Genomic DNA, 16,161 nt, shown 5'->3' with positions numbered 1-16,161 from the left:
GCAACGTGTATACGATGCAACCAACCGACGGGAATTTGAGCCCTTAGTGAGCAGAAAGTGCTCTTATCGAGCCATCATTCTGAAAGGGTTCATATTCATCGTGGGCTGCGCGGCGATTGAATACAGATCGGCGAAGGTTTCGACGAGCAGGGTCGAATGAGAGGTTTGCCAGCAAAGACGCGCCGTGCGAAAAGTGCCTTTGCGAGAATCGGGTAGGCGTTCCAAGTAATGCAAAAATTGATGGAAATGAGTTCCACCGAGGCGAGAAATCTCGTTCGCGGGATCATAGCATCTCGTGACGAAGCGGTATCAGCAGACGTTATAGATCGCCTATACTCGGTTTGTACCGCAGGTGACTTACAAATAGCGCTGGCTGTGATTGCGGAATCGCAGACCGAAGGCCGCGTTATCGTTTCGCTGCCATTTCCGACAAGACCCCCTCGCATGGGGTATCTGACACCGCTCGACCATCTGAGCCAGTCCGCACTTACTTCGCTACTAGTGCGGCGCATGATTCGGCACACGCAAAAACTCAAGACATATCTGGCAGCCGTAGCTGACCTAAATCGATCCGTTGAGGAGATGGATACAAACTTACTTCAAAGTGTAACAAGTATTTTTGCGAATGAAATTGGTTTTTCATTTCATATAAACAGAAAATACCTATGCCTTTCGAGGCGATTCGCTAATAACAGCACCATAATTTCGGCAATACGGCCTTATACAGAGATCATAAGAGACAGTCGTGACGCTCTTCATCGAGCGGTGGACGAATCATACGCGTTAGACAGAGATTACATTGATTCTCGAAGAATGTTCCTTAGGCTGGCAAATGACAAGAGACTTTCGTTAATTTCAAGACGGATACTTCATTACCACTTCTCTCCATTTGGTGGAGGTGACGAAGGATGGGTTCAGCATCTGAGAGCACTTTCTTCCTATTCCTTACCCGATGCCCTAATGTTTATTCTTGAAAGTCGCATCCTTGGGAGCGCACTTGCTCCGATAAATGAAACCGCAGAAAGGTTCAATCTACCCGTAGAATTGAGTGACTCTTACCTCAAAGCACGAACAAAAGGAGCATTCGACGCCCTCACTCTTGAAACAACTCACGGGCCTCTCGATGGCCAAGGCACTTTCTGCATGGCAAATGCATGGCTTTCGGATGAGCGGTTAGCGAAGTTCTACGCCCCAATCGAAAGGTATGCCGGTCCTCGATTTGACGGCATCTTTGGAATAGAGCGGCCGTTTTTTGAAAGCACTGACCACAACTCCCTAGTGCGCTCCGTAATGACGCTGAGAGATATGCAACCATCGGGCGTAGCTGATCCGACAATAGTCCCTGACGATGAGTTCCAACGGACACTGCGGCTCGCCCATCTCGTTGAACATGGATATTCGTTGGGCGACTGCAATGGCCTTGATCTTGTGGCCCTGATGAACGCCACCCAGAACGTTCCACACCTCTTGAGCGAAGCCGAACTTGACGCAGCATTGCCGCCAAAATCAGAAGACAACCTCTATGAGTTCATCAGAGCAAGCCTCAAATTTGAAGCCTCACCAAAAATAAGTTCCGAATTTAATATGCGAAGCGCAACAGAGAAAATAGTAATTGATGATTTTGACAGATCAATACTTAGTCTTCTAAAATTTATTCACAAGTTGGCACCTGAAGTTGCGAAGTTTTATATGGCAATGTGGAATGAATCTTTTCTTATACAATGCTATAAACTGTACAAGTCTGCCTACGAGGTGAATGAAGCCTCTACGATGATATTAGAATGGTATGGGCATCAAACCGACAATAACGTATTGCTAGAGAGAGCTAGGTCGTTAGCGTTAGAAAATAAACTAGCGCTAATTCGTCATGATATTGACTCGCAACGACTTTATGTCGATTCGGTTCGCTTTAAGCAATGGATGTTTGAAAAGCTGGCTGGCCCCCTTCGACAGATCGACCTTACCGCTGTAGATCAAGGTATTCCTGATCAGGAAATTAAGATTGATGATCAGATAGAGATTCTTATAGACCCGTCACTCCAAGTAGCTAGCTTGGTAGACGCCGCGTACAATGAATTCTGTTGCAATAAGGCATATGGCGTTGATTCATACATAGGGCGGCGCATTAGACACGGAACTTTTCATGGAACTTTGATAAAAAGTGCGTCCGATTTAGTCGAAGAACTATTAAATCAGTGCGGATCTGACAGGGTGAATTACGAATATGGGTTGCGGTCATGGTTGTCTAAGTTCGGCGATGAAGTAAAACTCTTTCCTAGGGAGAGACTTCAAGTCCGGTCTGAAAAGAAACCTAGGGGATTACTTGTGCCACACGTGCGTATTAGTGAGTATAATCTACTTGAATTCGCAGTGCGGCAAGTCTGCGAATCGATGTTGAGCAAAGGCTCGATACCTGAAGCGATTGATATAATTTTCCAATCCTGCTGGTTGCTGTTGCAACCGAACCTAACCGAAATTCAGCGAGAGTTAGAGAGATGGCGCGGTGAAAAGCTTTTGCTAAGGAAGGAGGACCTTCGAAGGACTCCAGAGCCTGGCGCTGACGATGACCAAGCAAGAGCAATTGTGCGAAGAGTGAATGAGAAAGTTGCCGAGACACTTCAGCAAATTAGTGCCTGGTTTGCCGCTCCAAAGGAAACGACGCCCTCTGCCACGCTGCAGGAGCTATTTCAGGTAGTGAGAATGGAAGTGGCCGAGCAGGTTGCAGGATTTGCTCCCGAGGTGTCTGAGCCAGAGGAGTCCGGCACCCGGATAGTTGGCCACCGATATCAATACGTGTACGATGCTCTCTACATTCTGGTGCATAATGCTGCCCGGTATGGGCTGAAGGGCGGATCTCTCGAACTCAGCGTCAGCGAGAAGGTCGATGGAACCGTCACGACTATCTATGTGACTGTGGCGTCGCAATTTGAAGTAGGGCGTGAGAGCTATTCACGAGCGAGAATTGAGCATGAGATGGCCGCCCCTATGGATGACGCGCTTGTGACGGAGGGATCAACCGGTATTCGCAAACTGAGGGCGTTAACATCTGCGAAAACTGACATCTCAGATGTTGCAGTGTCGTTCTCCCAGACGGGCGTTGCCTTTACATTCCGACTAACTCTAACAACGCTTTGAAGCGAATGAACGTTCTATTGGTTGAGGACGACCCTTTCAAAGAAGAGGCAATTGGCATTGCGCTCAACGAAATCGTTGTGGTTGAGCGTATCGTGTGTGCGCGAGCTGTTCAAACGGCTGTTGAGAGCGTCTGCGCCGCCTCGTATGACCTGATCATCCTAGACATTGCGTTACCGAGTCACGATCGTACGTTGGGCGTAGGGAACCCAAAGTCAATGCCGTCGGGTGGCGTTGAGGTGTTGTTAGAGTTGAATCGTTTGGGGCGCAATGATGCTGTTTTGATTGTAACCCAGTACCCGGAGGTTGAGATCTGGGGCGAGTTGGTGAGGTTGCCTGAGGTGATCAGTCGCCTGTCTGAGGAAGTCAGTGTAAATCTGATTGGAATCATTCACTTCGATCAATCGAACACGAACTGGCGAGTCAATTTTGATCGGTTCATCGGAGGAGTTTCATGACGAAAGTACTTTTGCTTGAAGATGAAAATGATAAAGCTAACGCTATCACCGACGTAATAAATAGATATATGAACGGTGAGGTAAAAATAGATCGAGTTATTAGTTACTCAAAGTTTGCAGCCATATTGTCATCTTCGAGATTTGATTTCGTCATACTTGATCTTATGGTACCCATGAGAGATGACGACGATCCATTTGACATCACAGATCAAGTTATAGAGCTTATACGGGCGAGTAGCTTGAATGCGAAGGCAGCCTACGTCGCGATAACGCAACATGACGATTTAGCATTAGCACGTAGTAGAGAGTTTGCCGGGCTCGGAATCGCGACCGTTGAGTACTCTGATGGGGCGCATTGGATTCCGGCTCTCGAAGTGAGTTTGCAGCGCGCCTATCGATTTCAAGAGCATGACTTTGTCATCATTTGCGGGTTGCAGCTCGAACGCCAAGTGCTACAAAGCACGAAAGCGAAGATTGGAAAGCTCTTTTCAAGAAACGGCCTGAATTGCCTCGAAGTCGACATTGATGAACACACAGGGATTGCAGTAGTTTTACCCCGGATGGGACTGGTTGAGGCAAGCATTGCTACAGATAAGGCCATAGAAACTTTCCGCCCCAAACTCGTTTTGATTGTCGGAATCTGTGCAGCGTTTGAGGGGCGCGCGAAACTTGGCGATATTCTCATCGGCAGTCCAGTTTGGGAGCACCAAGCCGGCAAATGGTTCGGTAACGAATTCACATTGGAGATGTACCAAGAGGCGATTCCAGATCGCTTGGATACCATCATCCAGCAAGAAATCGAGAGAAGCAACCACTTTAAAGATCTTAAAGAGGATCTAAAGGCACTCAACGACCCTGAGTTCTTTGAAAGCAAAGCCATTGTTGCCCCAATGGTTAGTGGCTCTGCTGTAATCGCATCAAAGGACATGGCGGCAATGATCGCTGAGGAGCACAAGCGGGTACTTGGACTGGATATGGAAATGTTTGGCGTTTACCGTGCAGCAAAGCGTTCGGTTGATCACGTCGATTTCTTTGGCGTCAAAGTAGCCGTGGATTACGCGAACGAGCACAAAGAGGATAGGTATCAGCGCCATGGAGCCATCGTTGCCGGCCGCGTAGCGGTACAACTTATTCCGCTTATCTTGGCTCAAAACGGTCAACCGCTCAAATAACGCGTTCATGGGCACAGCCCAAAAGCTGCCATTTTAGACGCGAGCGGCTTGTCCGGCCCGATATCGTAGTAACCTCACCCCCCAGCCAACCGCGGCATCAGGAAAATCTCGGCCCCTTTTGGCAATTCCTTCGACCACGTATCGCGATAGATCGTCCCGTCGATCGCCACCGCGATGCCACGGTCGATCAGCGGCTCGAAGGCGGGATACTGTTCAGCCAGCTTCCTGAACAGCTCCCTGATGTCCTTGGCCTCGACCTCGACCTTGCTCTGGCCACCGGCGAGTTGGCCGAGCGCGCCCCAGAGCGTGACTTCGACCATTCGCTCGACCCCTATTCGTGATGGAGCATGATGTTATCCGAAAACCGCTTCGCACTTTTCGGCATCATGCTCTCTCTTTGTTTTACGCAATTCCCGACGGAAAACCGCTGACACTTTTCCTGGAATTGCTCCTAGCCTCCCCGTTCCGCCTCGATGGCCGCCAGGATGCGTGGCGGCGACATCGGGATGTGGGTCATGCGCACGCCGGCGGCGTTCGACACCGCATTGGCGATCGCCGCCAGCGGCGGCACGATCGAGGTCTCGCCGACGCCGCGCACCCCATAGGGGTGGTTGGGGTTGGGGATCTCGAGGATCTGCGTGTCGATCATCGGCAGGTCCGAGCAGACCGGGATGCGGTAGTCGAGGAAGCCGGGGTTCTGCAGCCGCCCGTCCTTGCCGTAGATATACTCCTCGTTGAGCGCCCAGCCGATGCCTTGCGCGGCGCCACCCTGGTACTGGCCCTCGACATAGGTCGGGTGCACGGCCTTGCCGGCATCCTGCACCACCGTGTAGCGGATGACCCGGGTGGAGCCGGTCTCGGGATCGACCTCGATATCGCAGATATGGGTGGCGAAGGAGACGCCAGCGCCGTCGGCGACGAGCTCGCTGTGGCCGGCGATCGGTCCGCCGGTCTTGCCGGAAGCTGCGGCGATCTCCTTCAGCGACAGCTTGCCGAGATTGCCGTGGTTCTCGCCCCTGGCGACCGCGTGGCCTTTTTCCCAGACCACGTCGTCGACGGAGATGTCCCACATCTGCGCGGCGCGTTCGCGCAGGATCTTGATCGCGTTGCGGGCGGCCGAGATCGTCGCCATGGACGACGAGAAGGTGCCCCGGCTGCCGTCGGTCATGTCGTTGTAGCCGAGGCTGGAGGTGTCGGCGACGATCGCCTTGACCTGGCTATAGTCGATGCCGAGTTCCTCCGCCGCCACCAGCGACAGCGAGGCGCGGGAACCACCCACATCGACCGTGCCGACGGCAAGCGACACCGAACCGTCCATGCCGATGTTGAGGTCGGTGCAGGTCTGGCCGCCGAAGTTGAACCAGAAGCCGCAGGCCATGCCCCGGCCCTGGTTCTTGCCGAGCTTGGCCTTCATGTGCGGATGGTTCTTCACCGCCTCCAGCGTCGGGCCGATGCCGATCGGGCCGTAGACCGGGCCGTAGGACGACCTGGTGCCTTCCTGCGCGGCGTTCTTGATGCGGAAGTCGACCGGGTCCATACCGATCTCCTTGGCCAGTTCGTCGACGGCACTTTCGACCGCGAAGGCCGCCATCGGCGCCGACGGCGCGCGATAGGCCGCCGTCTTCGGCCGGTTGACCAGCACTTCGTAGCCGACCGTCTTGACGTTATCGAGCTTGTAGCAGGCAAACGCGGTCATGGCACCGATCTCGGCCCAGGAGCCGGCATAGGGGCCGCAGGAATAGCGCAGCGTCGCCTCGGCCGCGGTGATGGTGCCGTCCTTGCGGGCGCCGATCTTGACGTCGATCGAGGTGGCGCTGGTCGGACCCGAGGCGCGGAACACCTCGTCGCGGGTCATCACCAGCTTGACCGGACGGCCCGCCTTGCGCGACAGCGCCAGCGCAACCGGTTCGGCCCAGACATGGGTCTTGCCGCCGAAACCGCCGCCGATCTCCGACGAGGTGACGCGCAGCTTCGAGGCTTCCATGCCAAGCAGTTGCGCGCAGTGCTGACGGTAGACGAAATGGCCCTGCGTGCAGACCCACAAGTCGGCAGTGCCGTCGGACGAGACGCTCGCCACGCAGGCATGCGGCTCGATGTAGCCCTGGTGCGTCTGCTCGGTCTTGAAGGAGCGCTCGACGATGAAATCGGCGTGCCCGAAACCCTGGTGGACATCGCCATGGCCAAACTGGCTGCGCTTGGTGACGTTGGACGGTTTTACCGGCTTTTCCTCGAGGCCTTCGGTGAAGATGGCATCGTTGATCAGGGGTGCGTGGTGGTTCATCGCCTCGTCGACATCGGTGACATGCGGCAGCACCTCGTAGTCGACCACGATCAGCTTCAGCGCCTGCCTTGCCGTGCGGGCATCGACGGCCGCGACCGCGGCCACCGCATGGCCGTCATAGAGCGCCTTGGTGCGCGCCATGCAATTGTCGAGGATGTCGTACATGGCGGCATCGCCATCGGTGAGGTCGGGCAGATCGGCCGCGGTGATCACCGCTTTCACGCCGGGAAGCTTCTCCGCCTTCGAGGTGTCGATCTTGTGGATTTTCGCATGCGCGTGCGGGCTGCGCAGAACGCGCCCGACCAGCTGGCCGGCCATGTTGAAGTCGGCGCCGTAGCGGGCGCGGCCGGTCACCTTGTCGACGCCGTCGGGACGGATGGGGCGTGTGCCGACGGATGTGAATTTACGCCCCGAAAAACGCGGATCGAAATTCATCTCAGGCTCCCTTCATCACGGTGGCCGCGTCCTGGACGGCGCGCACGATCTTGTCATAGCCGGTGCAGCGGCACAGGTTCCCGGCGAGGCCGAAGCGGATTTCCTCCTCGGTCGGATCGGGGTTCTTGGCCAAGAGGTCCTTGGCCGCGATCAGGAAGCCCGGGGTGCAGATGCCGCATTGCAGTGCCGCGTGCTCGAGGAACTTCTGCTGCAGCGGATGCAGCTGGTCGCCATGCGCCATGCCCTCGATGGTCTCGACGCGCCGGCCTTCAGCCTCGGCGCCAAGCACCAGGCACGAGCACACCAGCCGGTCGTCGAGGATGACGCTGCAGGCGCCGCAGTCGCCGGTGCCGCAGCCTTCCTTGGCGCCCGTCAGCCCGAGCCGATCGCGCAGCACGTCGAGCAGCGTCTCGTCCGGCTGGCAAAGGTATTCGACGCTGTCGCCGTTGATTGTCGTTGAGACTGCTACACCAGCCATCATTTGCCTCCTGCACGTGCGTAGGCGGTCGTGGCGGCCCGCCTGGCCAGCACACCCGCAACCTTGCGTCTGAATTCGATGGTACCGCGCTTGTCGTCGATGGGCCGGCAGGCCCCGAAGCAGACCTTGGCCAGACGCTCGAGCGCTGCTTCGTCGAGCTTCCTGCCGATGAGGGCCTCGGCCGCCTCTTCCACCAGCAGCACCGTCGGCGCCGCGGCGCCCAGCGCCACGCGGGCCGCCTTGATGACGCCGTGTTCGTCGAGCGTCAGGTTCACGCCGGCGCTGACCACCGCGATATCCATCTCGGTGCGGGGAATGAACCGCAGATACGCATCGCCCGAGCGCGGTGCGCGCTTGTCGAGCAGGATCGCCTCGATGATCTCGCCCTTGGCCAGCGACGTCTTGCCGGGCCCGGTCGGCACGCTCACGACAGGAATCGTGCGTTTGCCTGCGGGCCCGACGATCGATGCCCTGGCGCCGGCCGCGACCAGCGCCGGCACGCTGTCGGCCGCCGGCGAGGCGTTGCAGAGATTGCCGACGATGGTGCAGCGTCCCTGCACCTGCTTGGAGCCGATCAGCTTGGCGGCTTCGACGACGCCGGGCCATGCCTTCTTCAGGGCCGCGCTCTCTCCGAGCACCGCGCAGGGCACCGCGGCACCGATGCTGAAGCCGTCGGCCGTCTCCGTGATCGCGCTCAGGCCGGCGATCGCCTTGATGTCGACGATCAGGTCGGGTTCGACAAAACCACCCTTCATTCTCACCAAAAGGTCGCTGCCCCCGGCGAGAATGGCCGCCGTGCCAGCCGATCCGGCCAATTGGCCAACGGCATCTTCGATTGAAAGCGGACGTATGTAGCGCATCGTCTCCCCTTGGATATTGCGATCTCAGCGACCGTTATAAACACTCTCCTCATAATGGCTATCCGGTTCGTCATTTGCGACGATTGGGCCAGCCGTCGCAAAATCGAGTCCCAAAGCAGCCTGAACCGGTGTACGCCAACCAGACAGGCTTGCGGCCGGGCCCTCAAAAAATCTGAGCGCCTCTGTCGGACTGGTCAAGCCTCGTTCGTCCTTGGGGCATCGAACAGGCATCATGAAAGGACAGGATATGCCCGGCACCGTACGTTTGCACCGCGTTCTGACGACCACCCCGCAGAAGGTCTATCGCGCCTTCGTCGAAGCCGACGCGCTGGCGAAGTGGCTTCCGCCGAACGGTTTCACCTGCACGGTCGATCACCTCGAGGCCAAGGTCGGCGGCACGTTCAAGATGTCCTTCCGCAACTTCACGACAGGCGGCAGCCATGCCTTCGGCGGCGAGTATCTCGAACTCGTTCCCAATGAGCGCCTGCGCTACACCGACAGGTTCGACGATCCCAACCTGCCCGGCGAGATCCAGGTGACCGTGATCCTGAAAAAAGTCTCGGTCGGCACCGAAGTCGACATCACCCAGGCCGGCATTCCGGACGTCATCCCGGTCGAGGCCTGTTATCTGGGCTGGCAGGAATCGCTCCGGAACCTGGCAAAGCTGGTCGAGCCCGAGATCAATCAATAAGCAATCCAGACACGGCTCGCAGCGGCGTCGGCCGCTGCGAGCCGCCTTGACCGGGTGATTGCGCACGTGAAATCCTCCCGGCGAAAGGGAGGACTTTCCATGCGACATCTGTTGGTAGTGCTGTCCGCCTTGTTCCAGGGCCGCAACAAGGGCACGGATGTGACCACCGACTACCTGATTTCAGATACGCATGAGAACGTCTTGCTCGATGGCTCCGGTGCCTCGTCATGCGATGTCACGCTGGACCAGTTCAAAGCGCTCTGCCCCAATCGCGTACGCTAGAAGCGTTTGCGACACTGTGCCGATCGGAGCAAACGGAGGCGGAAACGCGTGACTCTCACCAACCGCGATATCGTCGAGCTGACCGAGTGGCGGCGCAAGCTGCACCGGCAGCCGGAAATCTCCAACGAGGAGGAGAAGACGGCGAAAGAGGTCGTCTCCTTCCTCGCCGACACCGGGCCGGACAAGGTCCTGACCGGCCTGGGCGGGCATGGCGTGGCGGCCGTCTACGACAGCGGCAAGGCCGGGCTGACCGTGCTGTTCCGTTCGGAACTCGATGCGTTGCCGATCGAGGAGCTTTCAGGCGTGCCGCATGCCTCGCAAGTGCCGGGCAAATCGCATATGTGCGGCCATGACGGGCACACCGCGATCCTCGCCGCCCTCGGCCGCCAGTTGGGGCGCGAGCGGCCAGCAAGCGGCCGCGTCGTGCTGATGTTCCAGCCGGCGGAAGAAACCGGCAATGGCGCTGCCGGCGTCGTCGCCGATCCCCGCTTCGGCGAAATCGCGCCGGATTTCGCTTTCTCGCTGCACAACCTGCCCGGCGTGCCGTTCGGCGAGGTGCGGCTCAAACCCGGCGTGGTCAACTGCGCCTCGCGCGGCATGCGCATGGTGCTGGAGGGCAAGACCGCGCATTCGTCCATGCCCGAGACCGGCACATCGCCGATGATGGCGATCAGTCAGCTGATGCCGGCCCTGCCCGCTCTCGGGCGCGCAACCTTCGCCGACGACGAGTTCTCCATGGTGACCGTCACCCACGCCGAGATGGGCGAAGCCGTGTTCGGCATCGCGCCCGCTCACGCCGAGGTCTGGGCGACGCTGCGCACCCGTCGCGACGACCGCATGGCGGATTTGTGCGCCGCCGCCGAGGCGCTGGTCACGGAGATCGCCGGCCAGCATCGCCTTTCCGCCCGCTGGGACTACCACGAGATCTTCGTCGCCAGCGTCAACGCGCCGGATGCGGTGGAGCATCTGCGGCAAGCGCTCCACGAAGAGGGCGTCGTGCATGGTGAAGAAGCCCTGCCGATGCGCGCCTCGGAAGATTTCGGCCTGTTCGGCCACGGTGCCAGGTCGGCGATGTTCTTCCTCGGCGCAGGCGAGCGGCACCCCGCGTTGCACAACCCTGACTATGACTTTCCGGACGACCTGATCCCGATCGGGTCGAAGATCTTCATGCGTACGGCGCGCAATTTGCTGGGGTGACTCCCGGCCGAGGCGCGGCGCTTGGGCTGCCCCCGCGACTGCCTAACCGGAGCGCCTCGTGCGAGAGTGCCACCATCGCCCGCGCGCCTCGGCCTCGGAAATAGCCTTCGTCCGCACCTTCTATTCGGGTGCGCATTTCTCACGTGAATGTCGATCGGTCCTAAAGGTCGAGAGCGACCGTCATGCCGCGAACCTCGGCCATTTCCAGCAGCAGGTCTTGCAGGCTTTCGTCCAGCACGGCACCGGTCCGCGCCAGAAGCTCCGTGACAATCTCTCTCATCGATATGACCGCGACGCCGGTTTTCTCGGCAAGCAGCCGTCCGATGGCCGCACGGATCAGGTCGTCATGACCAGACATGTCTCACCTCCCAACGCTCCACGTCCTCCCCTGCTCTCCTCCAGGACATGCAAACCACCCTGAACGCCGATCTTCGCCAGGAGGTTCCCCCGGCGAGGCATTTTTTTCGCGCCGTGGTTGTAGCGCATGGCGCTGCGTCCGTCATAACCGTCGAGCCAGCCATGCCGCGACGAACGACTAAATCACTGCGCACCAGTCCGGATATTGATGCATGTCAAATTTTTCCAAAACATGTGGGAATGCTGGCAGGGGCAGAGGAGATGCCTGATATCCGCTTGGCCGGGTTGGTTCGGCATCGCCAGTAAAATCACTGCGCACCATTTTAAATCTTGACGCATGTCAATTTTTTCTAAAACATGCGCAAACGCTGGCAAGGCATCCGCCAGCGCTCTGGGAGGAGCAATGCCTGACATGAAAAAGCGCCCGGACCGGGAGCTGCGACCCGCACCATCGGCGGCAGGCATTCGCCGGAAAACTGATGCAACACATCAAACAATCAGGAGGAGGAACAACATGCGCGTGTTCAATTGCCTAAAGCTCGGCACAAGTCTGCTTGGCGCAGGCATGCTTGCAGCGATCGTTTCGGTACCGGCCCACGCAGAGGACGCGGCGAAAATCGCGGCCATCGTCAAGGGTCTCGACAACCCGTTCTTCCAGACCATGCAGAAAGGCATCGAGGAACAGGGCAAGGCCAATGGCGTCAATGTCAGCGTCCAGGCCGCCGCCAACATGGGCGATGCCACCGGACAGGCCGACCGGCTGACCGCCATGGCCATGCAGGATTTCGATTGCTACCTGGTCAACCCGATCAGCGTCTCCAACCTCGTCCAGGCGCTGGTGCCGGTCGCCCAGAAGAAGAAGCCGATCGTCAACATCGACTCGACCATCGACGCCGAGCAGGCCAAGGCCGCCGGCTTCGCCGTCTCGACCTATATCGGCACCGACAACGTCGCTGCCGGCGCGCTGGCCGGTGAGGAAATGCTGAAGCTGGTGCCGAAGGGCGCCAAGGTCGCACTGGTCGCCGGCATCGTCGGCGATGTCGGCTCCAACGCCCGCATCAAGGGCTTCAAGCAGGCCGTCGAAGGCAAGCTCGAAGTCGTGGTGATGGTCAGCGCCGACTGGGACCGCGAGAAGGCGTTGACCGCCGCCACCGACATCCTCGCCGCGCATCCTGATCTCGCGGGATTCTTCGCCGCCAACGACATCATGGCGCTCGGCGTCGAACGCGCCGTGCAGACCTCGGGCAAGGACGTCAAGGTGATCGGCCTCGACGGCATCGTCGACGCGCTGAAGTCGATCGCGGCAGGCGAACTCACGGCCACCGTGGCGCAATATCCCTATGTCGTCGGCGCCATGGGCGTCGAAGCCTGTGCGTTGGCCGCCAAGGGCAAGGAACTGCCCGCCAACGTGCCGGCGCCGGTGCTCCTGATCAACAAGGACAATGCCGAAGCCTCGCTGAAGAACTTCCCGCGTCCGGGCGGCGACTATCCCGATCCCTTCCGCGAGATGCTGAAGTGAGCAATTCCGTGAACAACGCGCCCGCCGCCCATTCGGCGGGTGCGGAGGAGAGCCGTCCCTCCCTGGCGGCTCTCCTCCTCGATCCCTCGTTCTGGGCCGACTGGGCATCCGTCGTCGGCCTGGTCGGCCTCGTCATCGTCTTCGGCATCGCCCAGCCGGTCTTTCTCAGCGTCGCCAATCTGCAGGCGCTGTTGCTGGCGGCGGCGATCCTGGTCGTGCTGTCGATCGGCCAGACTTTCGTCGTCGCGACCTCGGGCATCGACCTGTCGCTGGCGGCCGCCGTCATGCTCGGCGCCATAATCCTGGGCCTCGTCAACGCGGCCGGCTATGGCATCTTCATCGCCTGCGTGCTCGCGGTCCTGGCCACCAGCGCCATCGGCTTCCTCAACGGCCTCATCATCACCGCCGGCAAGATCCCCGACTTCGTGGTGACGCTCGGCACACTGTCGGGCATCACCGGCCTCGGCCTCATCCTGTCGGGCGGCGAACCGACCATGGTCGGCTCGACCTTCCTGCTCAGGCTCGCCTCAGGCTCCTTCGGGCCGTTCGGCTATCCGGTCTGGGTGGCGATCGCGGCCGTCATCGTGGCGCATATCGCGCTCTACCACACACGCTTCGGCGTGCATCTGCTGGCGACCGGCGGCCAGGTCGAAAGTGCCGGCGCGCTCGGCATCCGCACCAACCGGGTCAAGATCGCCGCCTACACCATCTCGGGCTTCTGCGCCGGCATCGCGGCAATCCTTCTGGTAGCGCGCATCGGTTCGGCCGAACCGCAGATCAACACCAGCCTGCTGCTCAATTCGGTGGCGGCGGTCGTTCTGGGCGGCGTCAGCCTGTTCGGCGGCCGCGCCAGCATCCTGGGTCCGGCCATCGGCGCCTTGATGCTCACCGCCCTCGTCAACGGCCTGACGCTGCTCAACGTATCGGCCTTCTATCAACCGCTCGCCGTGGGCGCCATCGTGGTGCTGGCGGCGCTGATCATGCGGTACCAGAAATGAGCGCCGCCTCCTCCGACGCGATCATCGCCTGCGAAGGCCTGAGCAAGCATTTCGGCGGGGTCCGCGCCTTCACCGACGTCGCCTTCCAGGCGCGCCGCGGCGAGGTCACCGCCGTCATCGGCGACAACGGCGCCGGCAAGTCGACGCTGATCCGCTGCCTGGTCGGCGTGCATGTGCCGGATACCGGTTCCATCGTCTTCGACGGCCGCCAGCATCCCTTCTCCAACCCCGACGGCGCACGCAAGGCCGGCATCGAGACCGTGCACCAGAACCTGGCGCTGATCGACGAACTGACGGTGGCGCAGAACCTGTTCCTCAACCGCGAGCTCGTGCGCCGCATCGGCCCCTTCGCTTTCCTCGACCGCAAGGCGATGAGACGCGAGGCGCGCGCCATGCTGTCGCGCCTGTCGATCAACGTGCCGTCGATCAACCAGCGGGTGCGGCGCCTGTCGGGCGGCCAGCGGCAGGCGATCTCGATCTGCCGCGCCGTCGGCTCCGGCGCCAAGCTGGTGGTGATGGACGAACCGACCGCCGCGCTCGGCGTGCAGGAGACGGCCAATGTCGAGGCGCTGATCCGGCGCCTGCGCGAACAGTCGGTCTCGGTCATCCTGGTCAGCCACAATTTCGATCAGGTGCGGCGCCTGTCCGACCAGATCTGGGTGATGCGGGCGGGCAAGATGGCGGCGACGGTGCGCGCTTCCGAAACCACGGGCAACGAGCTCGTCGCGCTGGTCACCGGCGCTGCGTGACCGGCCGACCGTGAAATCAGTGCTGGCCGCCATCTCGGCCAGCATCAGGCTTTGAAATCATCAAAGGGAGTTGAGAGTGGCACCACTTCGTGTCGGACTTGTGGGTCTTGGAGAGGTCGCGCAGTCGATCCATCTGCCTGTTCTGGGCGACCAGCGCGACCGCTGGCGGATCGCGGGCGTGTACGACGTCTCGCCAAGCCTGGTGTCGCTCGTCACCTCGGAATATGCGACGGCAAAAGCCTTCGACACGGCCGAGGCTCTGATCAATTCGCCCGACATCGACGTGGTGTTCGTGCTGTCGTCCGACGACACCCACAGCCGCTTCGTGCGCGCGGCCATGAAGGCCAACAAGCATATCCTGCTCGAAAAGCCCGCTTGCCTCACGGTGCGCGAGATCGACGAATTGCTGGCGCTGATGCCGGCCTACGACAAGACCCTTTTCGTCGGCTACATGCGCCGTTATGCCCCGGCCTATCTGGCGGCCAGGGATGAACTGCCTGATCACGCCGACATCACCCATGTCCGCATCTTCGACCTCATCTCGGAAGGCCGGCATTTCCTCAAGAAGAGCCAGAACGTCCTCTATCCCACCGACATCGACCCTGCCCTTTTGGCGCGCGGCGCCAAGGAGCGGGACGCGCTGATCCGCGAGGTGGTTGGCGCCGACGCCCCCGCCGATCTGGTGCGTGCCTATCGCGGGCTGACGGCGCTGTCCTCGCATCATATTTCGGCGATGCGCGGGCTGATCGGCGAGCCAGTGGGTGTGGTCGCCGCGCACCGCACCAATGGCGGCGCCAACACCAGCATCACCTTCGACTACGGCCATTTCGCCTGTCTGTATGACGCGGTGGTCGATGATCTCGGCCTGTTCGACGCCATGATCGAGGTGCGCTCAAACACCAGGCGGGTGCGCATCATCTACGACACGCCTTATATCCGCAGCCTGCCGACCCGCCTGGAGGTGACCGACGCCGGCCCGCTCGGCCCGGTGACGAAAACCTTCGGGCCGCTCTATGGCGACGCCTTCTCCAATGAGCTGGAGACCTTCCACCGCCACATCACCGAAGGCACGAAGCCGGTGACCGACCTTGCCGATTCCCGCCGCGACCTGGCCCTGATGGCTGACATCATCGAGCGCATGAAGGAAAGCGGCCGGCGCTGAGCGCCGGCTTGGAAAGCCGTTGTAGCGAGCCCGAGGCCGCGGTCTACTTCCCGCAATGGTGGTCGTTGATCTTGTTCAACGCATTCGCGTCAGGGCCGACGCGATGATACGAGCACGCGCCAGCCGCGGTCGTGACCAGCTGCTGATCATAGTAGCGCGGGCCGCCGAACAGGAAGTCGATGAGATCGTCATCGGCGGGAACATAGCGTTCGGATTGGACCCGGTGGCCGTGATGCCGCTCGCCGGCGAGCGCCGAGGCGCAAAGGCTTGAGCCCATTGCGAAAGCGAGAGCTAGGATTGCAAAGCGTTTTGTCGTCATCTGGAACCCCTTCTGGCCATCCGGAATCACACCATACATCCAAAATCGCCAGCCCGACAAAGGTTCCCGAT

The 16,161-nt window shown here is 59.9% G+C and carries 17 protein-coding genes; 10 read left to right on the top strand and 7 right to left on the bottom strand.

The annotated features are described in order from the left end of the window. Window positions 1-228 precede the first annotated feature (228 nt). The 3 genes from NR193_RS18540 to NR193_RS18530 are packed head-to-tail and all read left to right on the top strand — an operon-like array spanning window position 229 to window position 4,762. Window positions 229-3,135 (top strand): hypothetical protein, encoded by a 2,907-nt coding sequence (locus tag NR193_RS18540; RefSeq protein ID WP_256752225.1) that lies wholly within the window; start codon window positions 229-231, stop codon window positions 3,133-3,135. A gap of 5 nt (window positions 3,136-3,140) precedes the next feature. Continuing rightward, window positions 3,141-3,590, top strand: coding sequence for a hypothetical protein (locus tag NR193_RS18535; protein WP_256752224.1), 450 nt, complete (start codon window positions 3,141-3,143; stop codon window positions 3,588-3,590). Continuing rightward, complete coding sequence (locus tag NR193_RS18530) at window positions 3,587-4,762, top strand: hypothetical protein (protein ID WP_256752223.1); 1,176 nt, start codon at window positions 3,587-3,589, stop codon at window positions 4,760-4,762. Before NR193_RS18535 ends, NR193_RS18530 begins: the two co-directional genes overlap by 4 nt. Before the next feature lie 74 nt (window positions 4,763-4,836). Here NR193_RS18530 and NR193_RS18525 read toward each other — a convergent pair whose 3' ends face one another. The 4 genes from NR193_RS18525 to NR193_RS18510 all read right to left on the bottom strand — a co-directional run bounded on the left by NR193_RS18525 (window position 4,837) and on the right by NR193_RS18510 (window position 8,816). Further along, window positions 4,837-5,082, bottom strand: coding sequence for a MoaD/ThiS family protein (locus NR193_RS18525; protein ID WP_256752222.1), 246 nt, complete (start codon window positions 5,080-5,082; stop codon window positions 4,837-4,839). 131 nt (window positions 5,083-5,213) lie between these two features. After that, entirely contained in the window at window positions 5,214-7,478 is a 2,265-nt protein-coding gene (locus NR193_RS18520) for a xanthine dehydrogenase family protein molybdopterin-binding subunit (protein ID WP_256752221.1), read from the bottom strand. 1 nt (window position 7,479) lies between these two features. Then, the gene (locus tag NR193_RS18515; protein WP_256752220.1) at window positions 7,480-7,956 is read right to left on the bottom strand and encodes a (2Fe-2S)-binding protein; all 477 of its coding nucleotides are present in this window, start codon (window positions 7,954-7,956) and stop codon (window positions 7,480-7,482) included. Beyond that, a complete protein-coding gene (locus tag NR193_RS18510; RefSeq protein WP_256752219.1) occupies window positions 7,956-8,816 on the bottom strand; it encodes a xanthine dehydrogenase family protein subunit M in 861 nt (286 codons plus the stop codon). Before NR193_RS18510 ends, NR193_RS18515 begins: the two co-directional genes overlap by 1 nt. A gap of 247 nt (window positions 8,817-9,063) precedes the next feature. Between NR193_RS18510 and NR193_RS18505 the strand changes: the two genes are divergently transcribed. The 3 genes from NR193_RS18505 (at window position 9,064) to NR193_RS18495 (ending at window position 10,986) form a co-directional block, all read left to right on the top strand. Then, on the top strand, window positions 9,064-9,507 hold the full coding sequence (locus NR193_RS18505; RefSeq protein WP_256752218.1) for an SRPBCC family protein: 444 nt from the start codon (window positions 9,064-9,066) through the stop codon (window positions 9,505-9,507). Window positions 9,508-9,606: 99 nt separating this feature from the next. Then, the gene (locus tag NR193_RS18500; protein ID WP_256752217.1) at window positions 9,607-9,789 is read left to right on the top strand and encodes a hypothetical protein; all 183 of its coding nucleotides are present in this window, start codon (window positions 9,607-9,609) and stop codon (window positions 9,787-9,789) included. Window positions 9,790-9,837: 48 nt separating this feature from the next. Beyond that, window positions 9,838-10,986, top strand: coding sequence for an amidohydrolase (locus NR193_RS18495; RefSeq protein WP_256752216.1), 1,149 nt, complete (start codon window positions 9,838-9,840; stop codon window positions 10,984-10,986). Between the two features lie 160 nt (window positions 10,987-11,146). Here the strand turns inward: NR193_RS18495 and NR193_RS18490 are convergent, their stop codons facing one another. Then, on the bottom strand, window positions 11,147-11,344 hold the full coding sequence (locus tag NR193_RS18490) for a hypothetical protein (protein ID WP_256752215.1): 198 nt from the start codon (window positions 11,342-11,344) through the stop codon (window positions 11,147-11,149). Between the two features lie 182 nt (window positions 11,345-11,526). Further along, on the bottom strand, window positions 11,527-11,757 hold the full coding sequence (locus tag NR193_RS18485) for a hypothetical protein (RefSeq protein WP_256752214.1): 231 nt from the start codon (window positions 11,755-11,757) through the stop codon (window positions 11,527-11,529). 100 nt (window positions 11,758-11,857) lie between these two features. On the opposite strand from NR193_RS18485, the gene NR193_RS18480 reads away from it, so the two are divergent. From NR193_RS18480 to NR193_RS18465, 4 genes are all read left to right on the top strand, one after another. Beyond that, complete coding sequence (locus tag NR193_RS18480) at window positions 11,858-12,862, top strand: substrate-binding domain-containing protein (RefSeq protein ID WP_256752213.1); 1,005 nt, start codon at window positions 11,858-11,860, stop codon at window positions 12,860-12,862. Continuing rightward, entirely contained in the window at window positions 12,859-13,860 is a 1,002-nt protein-coding gene (locus tag NR193_RS18475; protein ID WP_256752212.1) for an ABC transporter permease, read from the top strand. Before NR193_RS18480 ends, NR193_RS18475 begins: the two co-directional genes overlap by 4 nt. Further along, window positions 13,857-14,609: an ATP-binding cassette domain-containing protein gene (locus NR193_RS18470; RefSeq protein WP_256752211.1), complete on the top strand. Its 753-nt coding sequence runs from the start codon at window positions 13,857-13,859 to the stop codon at window positions 14,607-14,609. Before NR193_RS18475 ends, NR193_RS18470 begins: the two co-directional genes overlap by 4 nt. Before the next feature lie 76 nt (window positions 14,610-14,685). Further along, complete coding sequence (locus NR193_RS18465; protein ID WP_256752210.1) at window positions 14,686-15,771, top strand: Gfo/Idh/MocA family protein; 1,086 nt, start codon at window positions 14,686-14,688, stop codon at window positions 15,769-15,771. Between the two features lie 43 nt (window positions 15,772-15,814). Here the strand turns inward: NR193_RS18465 and NR193_RS18460 are convergent, their stop codons facing one another. Next, window positions 15,815-16,090, bottom strand: a complete 276-nt coding sequence (locus NR193_RS18460; protein WP_256752347.1) for a hypothetical protein — start codon at window positions 16,088-16,090, stop codon at window positions 15,815-15,817. Window positions 16,091-16,161 lie beyond the last annotated feature (71 nt).

This window comes from Mesorhizobium sp. Mes31, assembly GCF_024519675.1.
GTDB lineage: Bacteria > Pseudomonadota > Alphaproteobacteria > Rhizobiales > Rhizobiaceae > Mesorhizobium.
Note: the sequence above shows the minus strand (reverse complement) of the source record. Positions and strands in the feature narration are given on the sequence as shown.